Here is a 19,466-nt window from a genome sequence, read left to right on the forward strand (position 1 = left end):
CGATAAACCGATAGCAGAAATGTTATCGGTTTTTTTTATGTCTACTATTTTTTATAAAAAAAGAGACTGGCTTTCTTAAACCAATCTCTCTTGTTTATACGTAGTATTTTTTTATTAAAAGGAGTACCCTACCTGTATTACAAACCTTAGACCACCAGTCCAAGTTCCGTAATCACCATTAGTATTTACTTCTTCTCCTTCTAATAAGCCATCAAGTATGGGGAACTTATTAACAAGCCCATTTCTAATTTCATTTAGAATTTCGTCATTTTCATCAATAGTTAAATCACTATCTAATTTAAGTTTACCTCCATAAAAACCATAACCAGGTCCAACCATTATTAAATCTACTGCTAAGCGTTTTTTAATAATAAATTGATAACCAAGTTCGATCCCTACATTAATAATATTTGCAGAACCCGTGAAATTAGCTTTTGAAGCTGTAATCTGTTGTCCTGTAGAATCAGCTAAAGAGACATTACTCGATAAATTATACCTATAATAGGTAATGTATGGTCCCCAATAGAGGCCATCAGGAGCGAACCCTCTATTTCTCTTTTTAAAATAACGTCTATAATCAGCTGCAATACTGAAACCATTATTATTATGGTCATTTGCAACTCCATATTGTCCCAGATTCAAGTTTACAATCTTAGGGAAAGTTAGGTAACCTGCATTCAAAGAAACCGAAGAATGGTCGTTTATTCTTCTTTCATAACCGAAAACATAGTTTCCACTACCCCAAAGGATAAAAGGTGTAATGTTAAACCTTACAATGTTTTTTCTCATCATTGTAATTGATGAGTCATATTCTATCTCAAGTTCAGAGCTAGGTTCTTGAGCATAAATTGATAGTGATAAGAGCAAGCCTATTAATAAGCTAAATAAGTATTTCATAGATTGGATATTAATTATACTATGAAATTACTTCTTTATAAGGAAAGTTACTAATTGTAATAGGCCAAAATCTAACATTGCACCAATTGGTAATCCTAGGAAGAATCCGTAGATGATTAACCTCTTGAAATACATACCTGCAAAACCATAAAATAGCTCTTCAATTTTAGCAGGATCCATCTGATTAATTTCTGTTACAACAATATCTTTAAAGTCAATATTTCTAATTAATGTACCGATATGTGGAGATGCAGATTTAATTAATCCATCTAGAACTTTATCCAATAAGTAATTTTTAGTCTCTTTAGTTAAACACTTGTTGAAATTGTTTAACATCTGAATAGACATGTTTTTAGTTATCTCTCTTATTACTTCTTGATTTTTATTATTCTCTAAAGTTTTTGCAATCCCTTTTTCTAAATCAAATAGAAATTGTTCTTTCTGGATAATCGATGTAATTCCTTGATTTTCAATGGTTATAGCAAGATTTGAAGCTAGAGAACTTACTGTATTTTGAGTTGACCTAGATTTTAATAAAATTTTGAATGTGTTTTCAATTCCATTCTTAAGTTCATCTGCATCAGTATTCTTAAAAATATCATTAACTTTTTTAGAAAGGATTAATTTCTTAGAGATATCCTTAATCATTAAATTAAGGTCATCTACAATTAAGTCTTTTTTGTTTTTATCGTATAGCTGTTCTTGAATATGATTTCTAACTATCTTAATTTCAGGAGTTAAGTTAGTATTTAAGTGTTCGTAAATCTCTCCTTTACTAATCGACCCAACACTCAGAATGTTTTCAATTTTAGTATCAAAAATTTCATCAACAATTCTATTTAGTACAAACTGAATACTTGTAAGTAACCTATTGTTGTTTAATAAGTTCTTAATACCTTCCTGTAATGGGCCTTTTTTAAGTTCAATTTCTAAGTCTTTAACCTTAGTGTCTTTTGCTATTACAGATAGTTTATTTTGAATTTTTTGAGTGATTTCAGGAAGACCTCTTCTTAATAAATCAGGTATTTTGTTATTGGTTAATTCTTTAGTTGTTCTCTTAATGTTTCCTTCATAGATCATTGCCATTTTTCGTTTTTCAATCGTAGCATCATACACTTCTTGTGCAAACTTTTCGTCATTATCTCTTAAATGTTTGATGACATGGTTAATTAACTGATCAACGATTTGAATACTATTTTCTTGAAGAGCCTCATAAGGTTTACCTCCAAATAAGTCTCTTATTGGTAATTCTTTATTTGAAAGTTGTTCAATCTGACTTTCGAAAAATTCGAGCAATCGTTCTTGGAAACTATCTTCGTTTAAAGCTTCTATTAAACCGTTCCAAATACTCTCTTTTATTCTTGTTTTATTTTTTTCAAAAATCGGAATTTCATTTAAAGACTTGGTTCTGTATTCAATGAATTTATCTCTAAAAATGTTTTTTAAATGTATAAAAAGTACATCATCTTGTACCCATTGGTTAGTATTGTCTATTTGTTTTGAAAGAATTTGTTTTACAGCACCAAACATCTGATCAATAAATTTATCAGGAATGGCGTCGTTCAACATTAAATCGTTATCAAGTATTTTAATTACTTGTCTTGATAGGAAAGAAGAAAGAGCATTATAGACAATATCTTTATGTGCAAAATCTATAAAAGTAGTTTGAAGGGATAAATCAGAAAATTTATTTTCAGAGAATAACTCTTTTTCTATCTTTTTCGAAATTATTTCAGCGTAAGCATATCTATTTGAAAATAATTGATGTGATGCTACTTTACTAATTTTTTTGCTAATCCCTTTCTTCTCTGTTTCTAATAAAACGTCTAATGTTTTGTAATCACTTTCAACAAACGTAGTATATATATTTGTTCTTAATGATGTTAATTTACTAGTTAAGTCACTACCAATTGATTCTTCATTTAGTAATTGTTTTCCAACAAAATCGCCCATGTTGTCAGCAAACTTAGATTGGTTTTTAGAGATTACACTTGGAGTAAAAGGCATTTTCATTCCAAAAATCTTAACGGCTTTATAGGGTCTGAAGATCATTTTAATAGCAATCCAATTTGTTGCTAATCCAGTAACTCCATAAACTCCAGCTATAGCACCAACCATTGTATAGACATTATCACCTAGAGGAATATAAGCTGTAAGCCCACCAGCAATAGCCCCTAAAATAGCTCCAAAATAAGTAATAGGTTTCATGTTGCTACCCATAAAGCCTTTAACCATACTTGGTAATTCTTTATGTTTATTATGTAAATTATCAGCAACAATTCTACTTACTTGTCCTTTCATTAATCGGTTGATATTTCGATTGATGTAACCGATAATACCTTCCGTCATTTTTCTTGGAAGAGAAGTACTTTTTTCTGCAATAGCAACTAGATCGTGAATTGGACGTTTTTTCCCTTTATTAAACGCATCTCTTAAAAATGAAATAGAGAATTTCTTGATTTTCGGAGACCATTTCTCAATCGAATTAGGTCCAATAAATTTAGAAAATCGTTTATTTGATATTTCTTCCCAAACTACTTTCTCAATACCTACAGAAATACCTACTTTTTCTTCACGTAAAGTTTTTTCTGTGTAAACTTGCGTTTTTTTAGCAAAATTATGTATAGTTTGATCAGTGAATAATGAATAAAGAGGCTGTTCTTTTATTTTATTCAAACGATCTTTTACAATCTTTTTACCTTTTTCAGTAGATTTTCGTTTGTATAAAAACTCAGAAATTAATTGTTCATCAATTAGAAAATTAACGAGTTTATTGAGATCATTCTTTCTTCTGTTCTTAGACCAAATATTGCCTATTTTCTTGTCTAGAAATAAAGACATTGAGTCAGCGCCTTGGCCAACTAATTTTTCATCAACTAATGAGATAATTAAACCATGAATAGTGTTTATTAATCCTTTTTGATCAAACCTATTGATAAGTGAGCCAATACTATTGGTTTTTAAATACTCAACCATAAAATTAGCTCCTTTTTGAGCTATTTCTATTGAGTTTTCTTCGTTCTTTTGATTATTGGCAATATTGATGATTTCATCAACAACTTTAAATCTTTCACTCACACTGTCTACAAATAAGTTCATTACCCATTTGCCCATAAATGAAGATTGCTCCTCAAAAGATTGATTGACAATTTGATTTATCTCTTCTCTATTTTCTTGAATCCATTCAACAACTCCATCTAAAATGATAGGAATGTTTTTGCGTAAGAATTTTTCAAAATTTTGACCAATAGCAGGAGGGAGGAGTTCGAAAATAGTTGTTTTCTCGTTCCCTATAACTTCAATAAAGATTCTTATCAGTCGTTTAATTGGAGCATTATCAGAAGGGTCTTTAAATTCTGAAATTAAGATACGGTGTACTTCTTTTGCTATATTCTGATGATCACCAGCACCAATAAAATCAGAAATGCTTTTTTGAGAAATACTCTCACTTAAATTGTCTATTAACTGATCGCTTTCAAAATGAAAAAGTAATTTATCAATAAATTGATTTAGAGGTAGTTTTCCATCTTTTAGGGAAGTGTGAAGTTCATCAAAAAAATCTTCAGAATAATTACTGATACTATCAAAGAGTATAGGAGCAATAATCGATTGCGTTTGCTCTCTCTTTAACTCATGCCAAATGTCATTTGTTAAGGATTCAACAAGATGATCTTTTGATAAAGTAGTTAGTACAAGTTCAAGAATACTATCGCTTATATGTGCAACTTGTTGTTTTGAAGTGAAATCGGATACAACGGTATTTTGGAGTAACCCATTGAGTCCTTTTCTTAGCGAATCTTTAAAATTCTCATCAATAATAGCAATTAAGCGATCTATAGATTTATCAATATTAGGTATATCAGCTATTATTTCATCTTTCTTAAATTCAGCTCTAAGATGTATTTCAACAAAATCAGTAAGCATTACTAAAAGAGCATCTTTAAAGTTGTCTTTTTGTACTTCAACACTAATATTATCATGACGGATAATTTCAGACTCAACTAGCTTACTTATATTTTGTATAAAACTTTCTTTGGTTTGTTCTACGATACTCGGAATACCAAGTACTTTTTCGAATAGCATCCTCAATGCCAAATCATTAGTAGTGTAGCCAACTACAGCACCTGAAAATATTTTAAGAATTAATTCACTGATCATATTTAAAGTTGCAATAAAGTCCTTTGAATACAAACATTTTTTGATTAGAAATTGAAATATTAAATAATCATTAGTAAAAATTGGGGTTAATTGTCTAAAAACGAAAGATTGTTTTTATTTGTTAAAATATGAATCTTATCTGAAACAATTATACAAAACTGATAAGTGTCATTCCTACTATCATGAGGTTTTAGTTATATTGCAACCGGTTTTTATTAGAAGTGACTTGTTAGAATTGAAGTTTTTTTTCGTCCTCTCAATTTTTTTTGATGTCTACTTAATATTTTACCGCTGTACAAATTAACATCTTGATGTTATCAAAAATGAATGAAACTATAGAAAAATCGGTTGTGAAAGACACACAAACAAAACAAAAAAATCACACTGGACCATTCTTAATAATGGTAGGTTTGATGTTCGTTGTTGGGTTCCTTACAGTAGTGAACCAACAATTCCAAGCACCTTTACAAGAAGCATTCTTAAGTAAATCAGGTGATTTAAAAAACACTCTTGCTACGTTCATTACGTTTGCATTCTTTATGGGTTATCCATCAATGGGTAACATTGCATCTAATTGGGTTGATAACTCTGGTCACAAATCAACATTAATTAGAGGTTTGATAATGCTAATTGCTGCTTTAGGTATAGAAGCATTGTCTGCACAATTTGCAGATTTACCATCTGTAACTTTAATGGGAGGAGAAGTACCACAGGCTTTCTTTATCTTCTTATTAGGTTCTTATGTTTTAGGTTGTTCTATGGCTGTATTACAAACTGTAATTAATCCATTTATTGCTGTATGTGAAGTACCAGGTACAAGTTCTGTTACTCGTTTAAGTATTGCAGGAACAATTAACTCTATTGGTACTACAGTGGCACCTTTCTTCGTAGCAGGTATCATCTTTGGTGGTGCAGCTCCAGAAGTAGCTCAAATTTTACTGCCTTTATCTATCTTAATGATTGTTGTTGCAGTTGTTGCAGGTGTTTTAAAGAACATTGAGCTTCCTAACCCAATGGCAAGTGATTCTGGCGAAGAAGTAGACCCAGCAACTTTAACTAAATCAATTTGGAGCTTTAAGCATTTAGCTTTAGGTGTTGTTGCTATTTTTGTTTACGTAGGTGCAGAAGTTGCAGTAGGTTCTAATATTGTAATGCACGCTAAACAAATTGGTATCGACAAAGATACTTATGCTTTAATGGCTACTTTATATTGGGGTTCTATGTTAGTTGGTCGTTTATGTGGATCATTCTTATCTAAAATTCCAGGACATACTCAATTATTAGTAACTTCTGGAGTAGCATTACTTCTAGTGGTTGCTGCAATGGTAACACAACAATTATGGTTATTAGTTGGTGTTGGTTTAATGCATTCAATTATGTGGGGAGCAATCTTCTCTTTAGCAATTGATAAATTAGGACCTTACACTTCTAAAGGATCTGGTGCATTAATGATTGGTGTTGCTGGTGGTGCAATTTTACCATGGGTTCAAGGTGTTACTGCTGATGCTATCGGTGGATGGGACATGACTTGGATTATTGTTGCATTATGTGAAGCATTCTTATTATTCTATGCAGTAAGCGGATATAAGCATGATTTAGACTAAGAAATTAGTTATAATATATAAGAAAGCCTTTTAGTAATACTTTTTTACTAAAAGGTTTTTTTTCGTGCAAAAAAAAGTCCACTCTATTAGCTTGGACTTTTTTCTCATTCTGTAACTGATGAACTATTGTGCTATCTATTATACTTTTTCTTAGGTTTAACAGGAAAGTAATTTTCTTATTTCCTATGATACAAATTTACATTTGTTGACTAAAAGATCTATTGTGGAAATACCTAAACAGTATAGGTAAAATACCTATTTTATAGTTTTAAGTCTTTAAAAACCTTGTTTTTAATAGCATACATCACTAGTCCAGCAACATTTCTTTGTCCTGTTTTATCAAGTAAGTTTCTTTTGTGCGCATCTACAGTTCTAAGTGAAATGAATAATTTTTCTGAGATCTCTTTATTTGATTGTTGATCTATGATTAATCGTAAGACTTCTTTTTCTCTTGCTGTTAATGTAAAATTGGGGTCTATAGATGAAGCCATTTTTTCTTGATCATCTTTATATCCTTTAATAATATTTTTTGTAGCAGATGAACAGTAATAACTATCACCAGCTACAACAGCTCTTGCAGCTTTTTGAATTTCTTCTTCAGTACAGTCTTTAAATAAATAGCCATCAGCACCTGCATCAATCATGTTTTTAATATATTCACTATCCATCATCATGCTTAATGCAATAATTTTTATGTTAGGAAATAGCTCTTTGATTTTACTTGTTGCACTTATTCCGTCCATACCTTTCATGCTTATGTCCATAAAAATAAGATCAACATCCATAGCGTTTAAAGCATTAAATGCACGTTCTCCACAGTCGGCTTCAGCAATTACTTCAAAGTCATCCAATCCTTTAAAATATGACCGAATACCATGTCTAATTACGCTATGGTCATCAACGAGTAAAATTTTAGTTTTCATAAGGTTATAAAGTATAAATCTTAATTTTTAAACACAGGTAGTTCTATTATTATGCAGGTTCCAAACTTAGCAGATGATTCTATAAATAAGCTGCCGTCAATAGATTCTATTCTTTCTTGCATACTATGTAAGCCAATCCCTTTTTCTTGTTTAGCTTTCACTTTTTCGACGTCAAAACCAATACCGTCATCTTCTATCATTAATGTAATTAGATCAAGATTTTGGTTTATCGATATTGAAACATTCTTAGCTTTACCATGTTTAAAAGCATTGTGAATTGATTCTTGGGAAACTCTTAAAAGTATAAGTTGCTTAGAGAGGGATAGGCTGTTTTGATCAATTTTATGAAAAAAGTGTAATTCTTTATCTGATATATCCTTGTAATAATTTGCTATTTTTTCAATAGAACCGCAATAACCTGTCTTCTCAATTGCTGTAGGCATGATGTTATGAGCGATATTTCGACTTTCTTTGATTGCATCTCTAAGTTGTTCTCTAATACCAATCAAAATATCTTTCTCTCCAGTATCTAGTTTTTTAATTAATTTGATGGCCTCGTCAAGCTGATAGAGAGATGCTGTTAATGTTTGTCCCATGCCATCATGAATTTCTTTTGCAAAACGTTCTCTTTCTTTATCCTCCGTTTTTAATACTGCTTTTTGTATGTTATCGGATTGGTTTTTGAAAAACGTAATATCAGAATGTTTACCAATTACTCTTGTTACTTTTCCATTTATATCTTTTTGAACTGCTGCTTTTAATAATACCCAAATGGGGGTAGTGTCTGCGGATATCATTCTGAAAATCATATTAAAGCCATCTTTAATATGGATATCTCTTTGAAGTGTAAGTATTGCTGTAGGTCTATCTTCTTCCCAAATTAAATTAATAAGTGTTGTTATATCACCTTCATTTTCTTTGGTTTCGTACCCTAGCATTTTAAAGAATTGTCTAGAATAATGAACTTTTCTAGATACATGATTCCAATCCCAAATACCTTCTTTAGAAGCTTCAAAAGCTAAACGATGTCTTTCTTCATTTGCTAAAATGGCTTGAGCATTTGAGGTGTTATATGCATTATTGAGAGGGAGTTCTGAAAGTAAAGAAGGGTCTTTTTGTTTTGAAATTATTTTTTGATCGAATAACTCATTGATAGAAATCTCCTGCAAGAGAGCTTGAAGTTTCTTTTCTTTTATCTTTAGTTTAGAGAGTTCATCTTTAAGTGTAATGATTTTTTCTATTTTATCAGATGAATCATTTTGAAATGTGGGCATAGATATCCATATATACCTATCATCTATTTTACTTAAATGAATAGCGTGTTCAATATGGGTTTTTTTATGAATCAATTGTCCAATCCATTTCTGACAATCTCCAAGTAGAGCTTTAGGGGTAATGTGCTCTAATATTGTACAGTCATAAAAGTTATGTATTGAACTATGCAATGCTTCTGGAGCAAACATTTTATTACAATAAGTGATCTTACCAATAGCGTCCGTTTCTGCAACGAATAGAATGTTATTAAAGATGATTTCGTTATAATTTTTTACCGCTGGTTGATCCTTTATCCTTTTTTTAGATTTTGGAGTCATATAAAGTAGTACAATAAGTATTCTAAGTATTTAGGTCTACTCTAAAGTTAATTAATTTGATAGTCGAATAAAATTGGTATGTATGTTCCAACTAGTTTTTGCTAAAACTAGGCATAAGAGTAAATTCAGGAATTTCCACTTCAAAAACCTTTTTATCATTTACTCTTTGCATTTTGTACGAGCCACTCATTTTCCCTATTGGTGAAACAAAATGACAACCTGAAGTGTATTCAAAATGATCTCCTGGTAAAATAACTGGATTTTTTCCAATTACTCCATTTCCATTTTTAACAGTTCTGTTATTACCTGTAATATCAATAATATCCCAATTACGAGTAAGTAGTTGAACCGTGTAAGCACTTAGATTTTCAATGCGTATTTGATAGCTAAATACGTAATGTCGCTCAGCTGGTACTGAGTATTCTGGTAAGAAAAAAGTATTGACAGTTACTTTGATCCCGTCTGTTATTGCAATCTCCATAAGGTTAACGTTTGTTTACAATATATGATTTTTTTTATACTGATACTACTTTTTAAGGGCTAAAAAAAAGAATAATGAATAAAACTATGTAAGCGCTTATATAAAAAGCATTAATAATTTGTATTTATGTAAGTACTTATATACTTTTGAGCTAAACATTATAAACATGGATTTTTATCAATCAGCAGGTACATTAGTTTTAGGAAGTAGGTTAAAAAGACTAGGAGAAAAATTCTTAGCAGAAGTATCTAAAGTTTATGCAACGCAACAAATAGATTTTGATCCATCTTGGTTTCCAATTTTCTATTTGCTCGATAAAAATAAACGAATGTCTTTAAGAGAGATATCAGATACAATTACAGTAAGTCATTCTGCTGTTAGTCAGTTGACTACTGCATTAATTAGGAAGGGTTTATTGGAAGTTCAGAGAGATGAATCAGACGGTAGGAAAAAGTTGATGCTTTTGACTGAAGAAGGGGAGAAACTCGTTGAAAATTCAAAGCCAATTTGGGAGGCCATTCAACAGTCAATGTTAGAAATAACAGAGGAAACAGATTTGTTGAATGAACTCACATCATTAGAAAAATCATTACAAGAAAAAACACTATCAGAACGTGTTTTGGAAAAGATATAAACACATACCACATACTAATCATAAATACTAGCATGAACAAAATTTTTAATTACGGTATTGACCATCTAACCGTAAATATTGCATTAGATATAGCAAGAGGCAAAGTAAAAGCAATTTTAAATACAACTGCCAAAGAAAAGGTTGTCAAGAGTCAAGCTTATGTTCAAGAAATTGTAGACAAAGGTGATGTTGTCTATGGTATTAATACTGGTTTTGGTCCATTATGTACAACAAAAATTTCTGAAAAAGATACCTCAACCTTACAACATAAAATTCTTCAGAGCCATAGTGTTGGTGTTGGAGAAGTGATACCAAAAGAAGTATCAAAAATTATGTTGATTACTAAGGTACATGCACTTGCTCAAGGCTTCTCTGGCATATCTCTTACAACATTAGAACGAATTGTTTGGCATGTTGATAAGGATATTGTGCCCACAGTGCCCAAACAGGGTTCAGTCGGAGCATCAGGAGATTTAGCACCTCTTTCACACTTGTTTTTACCATTAATTGGTTTAGGCGAGGTTTATACAGAGGATGGTTCTAAAGCAATTGCTTCTGATGTATTAAGTAGGTTAGGGATGAAGCCATTACAATTAGGACCAAAAGAAGGGTTGGCACTAATTAATGGTACTCAATTCATCTTAGCTCATGCTGTAAAAGTAGTAGAGAAATTAGCAAACGCATTAGATACCGCTGATGTCATTGGTGCAATGTCATTAGAAGGTTTAATGGGATCATCAAGACCGTTTGAGCCAGAATTACATGCAATAAGACCTTATAAAGGTTCTCAATTAGTAGCATCACGTCTAAGAAATATGTTGGCTGGTTCAGAAATATTGGCGTCTCATGTGGATTGTGATAGAGTGCAAGATCCTTATTCTTTACGCTGTATGCCACAGGTACATGGTGCTTCTAGAAATGCGTGGTTACATCTTAAAGAAATGGTAGAAATAGAATTAAATTCTGTTACTGATAATCCAATTATTTTAGATGCTGATAATGCAATTTCTGGTGGTAATTTCCATGGTCAACCTTTGGCTATCCCGTTAGATTATGCCGGTGTTGCTGCCTCTGAGCTTGGAAATATTGCAGATAGAAGAAACTACATGATGATTGAAGGTAGATTTGGTTTGCCTAAATTATTAATGGCAGATGTAGGTTTAAATTCTGGATTCATGATTCCTCAATACACATCTGCAGCGTTAGTTACTGAAAATAAAACACTCTGTTTCCCTGCTTCTGCAGATTCAGTCCCGACCTCATTAGGACAAGAAGATCATGTTTCTATGGGATCAATTTCAGGGCGTAAAACGCTACAAATTATTAAGAATTTAGAGCAGATTCAGGCAGTTGAATTACTGTATGCTGCACAAGCTTTAGATTTTAGAAGACCATTAAAATCGTCTCCAATTATAGAAGCAACTCATGCTTATGTTAGAGAGCGTGTTTCTCATGCTGATGAGGATAGAGTTTTAGCTTATGATATTAAAGCAATGCATGATATTGTATCAAGTGGTGCTTTAGTGAAAATTGCTAATGAAGTTGCTCAAAAAGAGCAATTAGATTTAAATGGTGAATTCAAAGCTGAATTCGAGTACTAATCAGTACTCATCAATTAAATAAATAAAAACATACCACATATATATATACTATCATGGAAGCAAATACATCTGCTCAACAAAAATTTGAAGCATTTTTAGAAAAATATGCAAAGCACCCTCATTATATTCCTCCAACAGGTAATGAGTTAAATGCTAAATCTTGGCAAACGGAAGCACCACTTAGAATGTTCTTAAATAATCTTTGTGATGAAGTAGCTGAAGACCCATCAAATTTAGTTGTTTATGGAGGAACAGGGCAAGCAGCAAGAGATAGAGAATCATTAGAAAAGATCATTAAGATTTTATTAGAATTAGATGAAAACCATTCTTTATTAGTACAATCTGGTAAGCCAGTAGGTGTGGTGAGAACACATCCAGAGGCTCCAAGAGTGATGATTGCTAATTCAAATTTGGTTCCTGCCTGGGCTACTTGGGAGCACTTTCAAGAATTAAAAGAGAGAGGCCTAATGATGTATGGTCAGATGACTGCAGGCTCTTGGATTTATATAGGTACGCAAGGTATTCTACAAGGTACTTATGAGACGTTTGCATCGTGTGCTCGTCAGCATTTTGATGGAGATTTAAAAGGAAAGTTATTAGTTACTGCTGGCATGGGCGGTATGGGTGGAGCTCAACCTTTAGCTGCTACTATGTGTGGTGCAGCTATGTTAGGAATTGATGTTGACCCAGCGCGTATCCAAAAGCGTATTGATACAAAATATATTGATAAAATGACGTACTCGTATGAAGAAGCAATCGAGTGGGTTATGGAAGCAAAAGAGAAAGGAGAAGCTTTATCTGTAGGTCTTGTAGGTGATGCAGGAGACGTTTTAGAGCGTATGATTAAAGATGGAATTACTCCTGATGTATTAACAGATCAGACGTCTGCTCATGATCCAGTCTATGGTTATGTTCCAAATGGAATGACATTAGAAGAGGCGGCAGAGTTAAGAGCGGCAGACCCTGTTTTATATAAAGAGAAATCTTTAAAATCTATGGCTAGACACGTACAGTTTATGCTAGATTTAGAAGAGAAAGGTGCAATTACTTTTGATTATGGCAACAACATTAGAGAGTTTGCTAAACAAGGTGGTTGTGAAAATGCGTATAATTTCCCAGGCTTTACACCTGCATATATTCGCCCATTATTCTGTGAAGGTAAAGGTCCTTTTAGATGGGCTGCATTATCTGGAGATCCTCAGGATATTAAAGTGACAGATGAAGCTTTAAAAGAAGCTTTCCCAGAAAATGATCATTTAATTAAGTGGTTAGAAGAAGCAGATGAAAAAGTAGCTTTCCAAGGGTTGCCTTCAAGAATTTGTTGGTTAGGAATGGGTGAAAGAGAAAAAGCAGGTGTAATTTTTAATAACCTTGTAAAAGAAGGAAAGTTAAAAGCACCAATTGTAATTGGTAGAGATCACCTAGACTGTGGTTCTGTTGCTTCTCCAAACAGAGAAACGGAATCTATGTTAGACGGTTCTGATGCAGTTTCTGATTGGCCATTATTAAACTTAATGTCAAATGCTACTGGTGGAGCAACATGGATTTCTTTCCATCATGGAGGAGGAGTTGGTATTGGTTTCTCTCAGCATGCAGGTATGGTAGTTTTGGCTGATGGTACAGAAAGAGCTGAAAATTGTATCAAAAGAGTATTGCATAACGATCCAGCAATGGGCATTTTCCGTCATCATGATGCTGGATATGATATTGCTACTAAAGTTGGAGAAGATCACGATCTAATCATCAAATAAATAAAACATTAATAAGGACGTGGCATTAGTGTTACGTCCTTTTTTTATAGCGATTATGAAGCATAAATTAATTGGTCCATTTACTCAAGTTGTCTCTCTAGCAAATTTGCCAATGAAAGGTGCAATAGAGGATGAGGCGTTAGAGATAATAGAAAATGCAGGAGTTGTTGTTGATGAAAATGGTAAAATTGTAGAAATAGGAGATTTTGCTTCACTACTTATTCATCAATATTCAGAAATAGAAGGAATTGAAGGTGACGCTGTTCTATTACCGGGCTTTGTGGATTGTCATACGCATATTTGTTGGGGAGGTAATAGAGCTCGTGATTATGCTATGAGAGTGGCAGGGAAACCTTATCTAGAAATTGCAAAAGCAGGAGGAGGAATACAAGATTCTATGCGTAAAACTAGAGAGGCATCTGAAGAGGATTTAATTGGTGTAACACAACAAAGAGCAGATCGTCATTTTTCTAGAGGAGTTACTACAATTGAAGTAAAAAGTGGTTATGCTTTAGATATTGAGAATGAATTGAAAATGCTTCGTGCAATTAAAAATGCTGATGCACTTACAAAAGCAGATTTAGTGTCTACTTGTTTGGCTGCACATATGAAACCTAAAGATTTTGAGGGTACATCAATAGAATACCTTGATAGAGCTTTAGAAAATTTGTTACCTAAAATCAAAGAAGAAGGACTTAGTAATCGTGTAGATATTTTTACAGAAGAAACGGCTTTTAATGTAGAGGAATCTTTGTATTATCTAAAAAAAGCAAAAGAATTAGGTTTCGAGATTACAGTTCATGCAGATCAATTTTCTACAGGTGGAAGTAAAGTAGCAGTGAAAGTCGGAGCATTATCAGCAGAACATTTAGAAGCTAGTGGTGATGAAGAGGTAAAACTACTTGCGGCATCTGATACTGTAGCAACTGTTTTACCTGGTGCTTCTCTGGGTTTAGGAATGCAATATCCTCCTTGTAGAAAGTTACTTGATGCAGGAGCTTGTTTGGCAATTGCATCGGATTGGAATCCTGGATCTGCGCCTATGGGAGATATGTTAACGCAAGGTGCATTGTTAGGAGCCATGGAAAAAATGTCTACTGCAGAGGTATTTGCTGGAATGACTTTTAGGTCTGCTAAAGCTTTAGGTTTAACGGATAGAGGTAGATTACAAAAAGGAATGTTGGCAGATATGCAGATGTATCCTTGTGCTGATTATAGAGAGATTTTATATAATCAAGGTATGTTACCTCCATCAAAAGTTTGGAAGAAAGGAGAGTAAGATTTATAAATAGAATTAAATAAAGAGCTAGATCAATTTAAATATAGGTCTAGCTCTTTTTATTTCTTTTGATTTGTGATAATTTACGCTTTTAATCAGAAATTATCTTAATCTCATATCCCTCTTCATGGAACTAACAAAGGATGTTCATTATAAACAAACGATAGACGATTTAAAAGGACCGAAAGGGTTACCCTTAGTAGGTAATTTATTTCAGTTAGATAAATCAAAGATTCATAATCAATATGAAGATTGGGCCGAAGAATTTGGGGAATTGTATTCACTTAATTTTTTAGGGAGAAAAGTAGTTGTATCTACAAGCCCAACAAATAACGATTTCATATTAAAACATCGACCAACTAAGTTTAGAAGATTTTCTAAAATGGCCGAAGTGATAGAAAATGTAGGTATTGATGGTGTTTTTTCTGCTGAAGGAGATGTTTGGAAAAAACAAAGGCAAGTCACACAGAAAGCACTTGATAGTAAGAATGTAAAATCATTTTTCCCGAATATTGTTCTTGTAGCCAATAGGTTAGAAGAATACTGGAATACATTGATAGATACCTCTCAGAATAAGAATCATGAAATAATGAATGATTTTATGAGAATAACGGTAGATATTACTACACTACTTGCTTTTGGTTATGATATGAATACGATCAATAATAAAACAGATCCGACTCAAGAGCAGATTGCAAAGATTTTCCCTAAAATAAATGAGCGTATTAATACACCTTTACCTTTTTGGAAATATATTAAAACAACCTCTGATAAAGAATTTGATCAGGCTTTAGCACATATCAAGTCTTTCTTTGGTGACTTTATTTCTAATACGAATCAAAAAATTGAAGATAAGCCTGAACTTTTAGAAAACCCGTCTAACTTTTTAGAAGCAATGTTGGCTTCTCAGGATAAAGAAAATCCATATACTTGGGAGGAGATTTTCGGTAATTTATATACAATGCTTTTGGCAGGAGAAGATTCTACATCAAATACTCTTTCATGGGTGAGTTACTTCTTAGCTTCAAAAAAAGATGTTCAACTGAAAGTTCAAAAAGAAATAACTGATTTGTTAGGAGAAAATGGTGAACTTGTATCATTTGATCAGCTAAAGTTGTTTAAATATACATCTGCAGTGATTAAAGAAGCTATGAGAATGAAACCTGCTAGTCCCAATTTGTTCATGGAAGCAAATGAAGATGTGGTAATAGGAGATGTTTTATTCCCTAAAAACAGCTTAATTATTACTCAGTTAAGTAAATCGGCAAGGTCAGAAGATCATTTTGAAAATTCTCAAGACTTTTTACCCGAAAGATGGATGCAAAAAGAAGCGGGTTGCCCTTTTACAGGTAGACATAACGAAAAAGCATTAAAAGCTTTTGGAGGAGGTACAAGAACTTGTCCAGGTAAATTATTAGCAGAGACAGAGATCCTAGTTTTTGTTATCACGATGATGAAAAGTTTTGATATTAAATTGTCTGTACCAGAGGAAGAGGTTATTGAGAAGTATGCATTTACGATGTCTCCTAAAAACCTTTTTGTAGAAATAACTCCAAGAGAGATAACATATAAATAATCAAGTATTCGATTTCTATTAACTATTTTTTTACTACTATGGCAAACCAAGATTATTCGAGAACTATTGCAGATATAAAAGGTCCTAAAGGAATTCCTGTATTCGGCAATTTATTTCAAATTGAGAGAGAACAGATTCATCAATATTATGAACAATGGGCTAAAGAATATGGTGAATTCTTTTTTGTGAACTTTTTGGGGAAGAAAATATTGATTTCTTCTAACCCACAGAACAATGCATACATTCTCAAAAACCGTCCCTCAAAGTTTAGAAGACTTTCTAAAATGGGGGAGATTATTGAGGAAATAGGTTTTTATGGGGTATTTACTGCAGAAAATGAGAAATGGGTAAAACACAGAAAAGTTACCCAGCAAGCGTTAAGTAATAAGAATGTAAAATCATTTTTCCCAAAAATTGTACAAGTAGCAGAACGATTAGAGAATTACTGGGACAGCAATTTAAATGAAGAAGTTAAGGAATATAATATATCTAGTGATTTTACACGTGCAACAGTAGATGTAACTACAAACCTCGCTTTTGGTTACGATATGAATACTGTAGAAAACCACGAAAACGAGATTCAAGATCATATTGCTAAAATATTTCCAAAAGTAAATCAACGTATTAATAGCCCATTACCAATTTGGAGATATTTGAAGTCATCTTCTGATAAGGATTTGGATGGATCTATGGCTGCTTTAAAAGTAACAATTGGAGAGTTTATAGCAAAAGCTGAGAATAATTTAAAAGAGGATCCATCTTTAAAAGAAAACCCTTCTAACTTTATTGAGGCATTGATTGCTTCTCAAGATAAAGAAGATCCATTTTCTTGGGATGAAATATTTGGTAATATCTACACTATGTTATTGGCAGGGGAAGATACGACAGCGAATTCACTTTCATGGCTTACGTATTTTATTGCTTCTGATAGTAAGTTGCAAAGTAAAGTATATCAAGAGATTGAGCATGTTTTAGGAAATAAAGAACAAATAACTTCATTTGAAGAAGTAGGAGAATTTAAATTCCTATCTGCTGTTTTAAAAGAAGTACTAAGGTTGAAGCCCGTTTCACCAAGTTTATATTTTCAAGCAAATGAAGATGTGGTAGTAGGAGATTTACTCATTCCTAAAGATACTTTTGTACTTACACAATTAAGAGTTGGAGCATTGTCTGAAGATAATTTTGAGAATGCTTCAGAGTTTATTCCAGAAAGATGGTTATCTGCAAAAGATACATCTGGAGGTTGCCCATTTACTGGTAAGCACAAAGCAGAAGTAGCAATGCCATTTGGAGGAGGTCCTAGATTTTGTCCTGGTAAGTTCCTTTCAGAAACTGAGATGATTTTGTTTGCTGTAACATTGTTAAAAAAGTTTGAGTTGACTTTGTCTGTTTCTAAAGAAGAGATAAAAGAGAAGTTTGCTTTTACAATGAGTCCAGAAAACCTTTCCGTTAATTTAAAGAAGAGAAATTCCGTTTCATCAACAAATTTGATGGAACAAAACGCTTCTATCTAAATAAAAAATAGATAATAAATCAAAAGAGTCTCCTTTTTTTATAGTAGAAAAAGGAGACTCTTTTTTGTTAATAGAGGATAGATCAGGACTTTAGTCATTAACATAATAAAATGTTAATATCTGTGTGTGTTTTTTTTTGATTTCTCATGCAAACATTGTAGTTTCAAAGTGTTAATATTGCAGACGTTTGTTTTTCTAGCGTAGAAAAACAGTAGAGTCTTCCCTTAAAAAATAGCATGAGTAAAATAAAATCCTTCGACTTGTCTAACGCCAAGTTGACTCAGTTAGTCATTCATAAAGTAGGAAATAAGACACAAGAGGAACCTATAGAGTTGGCTGATTTTGAGATAGAACTTGAAAACTTTAGTCCATTATACAAATCTGTAATGGATTATTTCTTAAGATCTTTCAAACCGGGGCCGATGTATCACTTCAATACACCTGAAGACAAAGAATCTTTAAGGGATAATGAAATGTTTGAAGCAGCAGAAGCAATCTTCTCAAACCCATTCGAACAGTTCATGACTCAATCAAGAGAAATGTCAAAACTTTTATACCAAGCTTCAACTCACCCAAGAATTAAAGGTGGTGAATTCTTTGTTGCTATGTTAAAAGACTGTGTTGTAGATGGAGATCTTGTAGACGCTGTAGGCCTTTTTAAAGCTGAACACAAAGAGATGTTCCTAAAAGTTGGAGAAAAAACTGATGTAGGGAGCTTTGAACTGGAACAGAACGAAGGAGTAAGTGTCAAAAAACTAGATAAAGGTTGTTTGATATTCCAAACTGAAGAGGAAAAGGGTTTTAAGGTGATGTTAAAAGACAGCCCTACAAAATCTGTTGAAGCTTTATATTGGAAAGAATCTTACTTGCAGTTAAGACCAAGAGAAGACAACTTCTATCATACAAAAAATTACCTTGATTTATGCAAAGGTTTTGTTGAAGAAGTATTTAACGAAGAACATGCAGTTGAAAAACCAGCACAAATAGATTTATTAAATCGCTCGATGAAATTCTTTAATGATAAAGAAGATTTCAATGTAGTAGATTTTGAAAATAATGTAATTGAAGAAGCCGAAGCAATAGAAGCATTCCAAGAATACAAGGTTGACTTTCAAGAGAAAAAAGAAATACCATTATTCGAAGAATTTAAAGTATCTAAAGAGGCTGTTCGTAAATCGAAAAAAGAATTTAAAAGTATTATCAAATTAGATAAGAAGATAAATATCACCATTTCGGGAAATGAGCAAAACATCGAAAAAGGATACGATACAGAGCGAAATCAGCATTATTACATGATCTACTTCAATGAAGAAGAGTGATGAATATCATCAAGAAAAAATTGTATTATAACATTTTTTACGCAATTAACATTTGTTTAAACTTGTTTTATAAAACCTGGATAATATTATTGCGTTAGAGAATAAAAGTCAACGAAAAAGATCATTAACGAAAACTT

Annotated in this window: 13 protein-coding genes; 8 read left to right on the forward strand and 5 right to left on the reverse strand. The window is 32.4% G+C overall.

Translation table 11 applies throughout. The features are described 5' to 3' along the window. Positions 1-114: 114 nt before the first annotated feature. Both KM029_RS01500 and KM029_RS01505 read right to left on the reverse strand, forming a co-directional pair. Entirely contained in the window at positions 115-897 is a 783-nt protein-coding gene (locus tag KM029_RS01500; RefSeq protein ID WP_144075023.1) for a DUF3575 domain-containing protein, read from the reverse strand. Positions 898-924: 27 nt separating this feature from the next. After that, positions 925-5,055, reverse strand: a complete 4,131-nt coding sequence (locus KM029_RS01505; RefSeq protein WP_144075024.1) for a DUF445 family protein — start codon at positions 5,053-5,055, stop codon at positions 925-927. 323 nt (positions 5,056-5,378) lie between these two features. On the opposite strand from KM029_RS01505, the gene KM029_RS01510 reads away from it, so the two are divergent. Continuing rightward, on the forward strand, positions 5,379-6,659 hold the full coding sequence (locus KM029_RS01510) for an MFS transporter (RefSeq protein WP_144075025.1): 1,281 nt from the start codon (positions 5,379-5,381) through the stop codon (positions 6,657-6,659). Between the two features lie 260 nt (positions 6,660-6,919). Here the strand turns inward: KM029_RS01510 and KM029_RS01515 are convergent, their stop codons facing one another. From KM029_RS01515 to apaG, 3 genes are all read right to left on the reverse strand, one after another. Further along, positions 6,920-7,582: a response regulator transcription factor gene (locus KM029_RS01515; protein ID WP_144075026.1), complete on the reverse strand. Its 663-nt coding sequence runs from the start codon at positions 7,580-7,582 to the stop codon at positions 6,920-6,922. Positions 7,583-7,602: 20 nt separating this feature from the next. After that, positions 7,603-9,174: a sensor histidine kinase gene (locus KM029_RS01520; RefSeq protein ID WP_144075027.1), complete on the reverse strand. Its 1,572-nt coding sequence runs from the start codon at positions 9,172-9,174 to the stop codon at positions 7,603-7,605. Positions 9,175-9,265: 91 nt separating this feature from the next. Then, positions 9,266-9,655 (reverse strand): Co2+/Mg2+ efflux protein ApaG, encoded by a 390-nt coding sequence (gene apaG / locus KM029_RS01525; protein ID WP_144075028.1) that lies wholly within the window; start codon positions 9,653-9,655, stop codon positions 9,266-9,268. Positions 9,656-9,821: 166 nt separating this feature from the next. On the opposite strand from apaG, the gene KM029_RS01530 reads away from it, so the two are divergent. From KM029_RS01530 to KM029_RS01560, 7 genes are all read left to right on the forward strand, one after another. After that, complete coding sequence (locus KM029_RS01530) at positions 9,822-10,289, forward strand: MarR family winged helix-turn-helix transcriptional regulator (protein ID WP_144075029.1); 468 nt, start codon at positions 9,822-9,824, stop codon at positions 10,287-10,289. Positions 10,290-10,321: 32 nt separating this feature from the next. After that, a complete protein-coding gene (gene hutH / locus KM029_RS01535) occupies positions 10,322-11,890 on the forward strand; it encodes a histidine ammonia-lyase (RefSeq protein WP_144075030.1) in 1,569 nt (522 codons plus the stop codon). 53 nt (positions 11,891-11,943) lie between these two features. Continuing rightward, positions 11,944-13,641, forward strand: a complete 1,698-nt coding sequence (hutU, locus tag KM029_RS01540; RefSeq protein ID WP_144075031.1) for a urocanate hydratase — start codon at positions 11,944-11,946, stop codon at positions 13,639-13,641. 55 nt (positions 13,642-13,696) lie between these two features. Then, positions 13,697-14,920, forward strand: coding sequence for an imidazolonepropionase (gene hutI, locus KM029_RS01545; RefSeq protein WP_144075032.1), 1,224 nt, complete (start codon positions 13,697-13,699; stop codon positions 14,918-14,920). 127 nt (positions 14,921-15,047) lie between these two features. Next, on the forward strand, positions 15,048-16,496 hold the full coding sequence (locus tag KM029_RS01550; protein WP_144075033.1) for a cytochrome P450: 1,449 nt from the start codon (positions 15,048-15,050) through the stop codon (positions 16,494-16,496). Positions 16,497-16,534: 38 nt separating this feature from the next. After that, complete coding sequence (locus KM029_RS01555; RefSeq protein WP_144075034.1) at positions 16,535-18,010, forward strand: cytochrome P450; 1,476 nt, start codon at positions 16,535-16,537, stop codon at positions 18,008-18,010. A gap of 236 nt (positions 18,011-18,246) precedes the next feature. Beyond that, positions 18,247-19,329 carry a nucleoid-associated protein gene (locus KM029_RS01560; RefSeq protein ID WP_144075035.1) on the forward strand — a complete coding sequence of 361 codons (1,083 nt, stop codon included), beginning with the start codon at positions 18,247-18,249 and terminating at the stop codon, positions 19,327-19,329. Positions 19,330-19,466 lie beyond the last annotated feature (137 nt).

This window comes from Flammeovirga kamogawensis, from assembly GCF_018736065.1.
In the GTDB taxonomy this organism is placed as follows: domain Bacteria; phylum Bacteroidota; class Bacteroidia; order Cytophagales; family Flammeovirgaceae; genus Flammeovirga; species Flammeovirga kamogawensis.

What these genes read in the sequence shown, in the direction of transcription:
- hutH (WP_144075030.1), top strand. Translation starts at nt 10,322, where the DNA reads ATGAACAAAATTTTTAATTACGGTATTGACCATCTAACCGTAAATATT.
- KM029_RS01505 (WP_144075024.1), bottom strand. Translation starts at nt 5,055, where the DNA reads ATGATCAGTGAATTAATTCTTAAAATATTTTCAGGTGCTGTAGTTGGC.
- KM029_RS01560 (WP_144075035.1), top strand. Translation starts at nt 18,247, where the DNA reads ATGAGTAAAATAAAATCCTTCGACTTGTCTAACGCCAAGTTGACTCAG.
- hutI (WP_144075032.1), top strand. Translation starts at nt 13,697, where the DNA reads ATGAAGCATAAATTAATTGGTCCATTTACTCAAGTTGTCTCTCTAGCA.
- KM029_RS01550 (WP_144075033.1), top strand. Translation starts at nt 15,048, where the DNA reads ATGGAACTAACAAAGGATGTTCATTATAAACAAACGATAGACGATTTA.
- KM029_RS01510 (WP_144075025.1), top strand. Translation starts at nt 5,379, where the DNA reads ATGAATGAAACTATAGAAAAATCGGTTGTGAAAGACACACAAACAAAA.
- KM029_RS01530 (WP_144075029.1), top strand. Translation starts at nt 9,822, where the DNA reads ATGGATTTTTATCAATCAGCAGGTACATTAGTTTTAGGAAGTAGGTTA.
- KM029_RS01555 (WP_144075034.1), top strand. Translation starts at nt 16,535, where the DNA reads ATGGCAAACCAAGATTATTCGAGAACTATTGCAGATATAAAAGGTCCT.
- KM029_RS01500 (WP_144075023.1), bottom strand. Translation starts at nt 897, where the DNA reads ATGAAATACTTATTTAGCTTATTAATAGGCTTGCTCTTATCACTATCA.
- KM029_RS01515 (WP_144075026.1), bottom strand. Translation starts at nt 7,582, where the DNA reads ATGAAAACTAAAATTTTACTCGTTGATGACCATAGCGTAATTAGACAT.
- KM029_RS01520 (WP_144075027.1), bottom strand. Translation starts at nt 9,174, where the DNA reads ATGACTCCAAAATCTAAAAAAAGGATAAAGGATCAACCAGCGGTAAAA.
- hutU (WP_144075031.1), top strand. Translation starts at nt 11,944, where the DNA reads ATGGAAGCAAATACATCTGCTCAACAAAAATTTGAAGCATTTTTAGAA.
- apaG (WP_144075028.1), bottom strand. Translation starts at nt 9,655, where the DNA reads ATGGAGATTGCAATAACAGACGGGATCAAAGTAACTGTCAATACTTTT.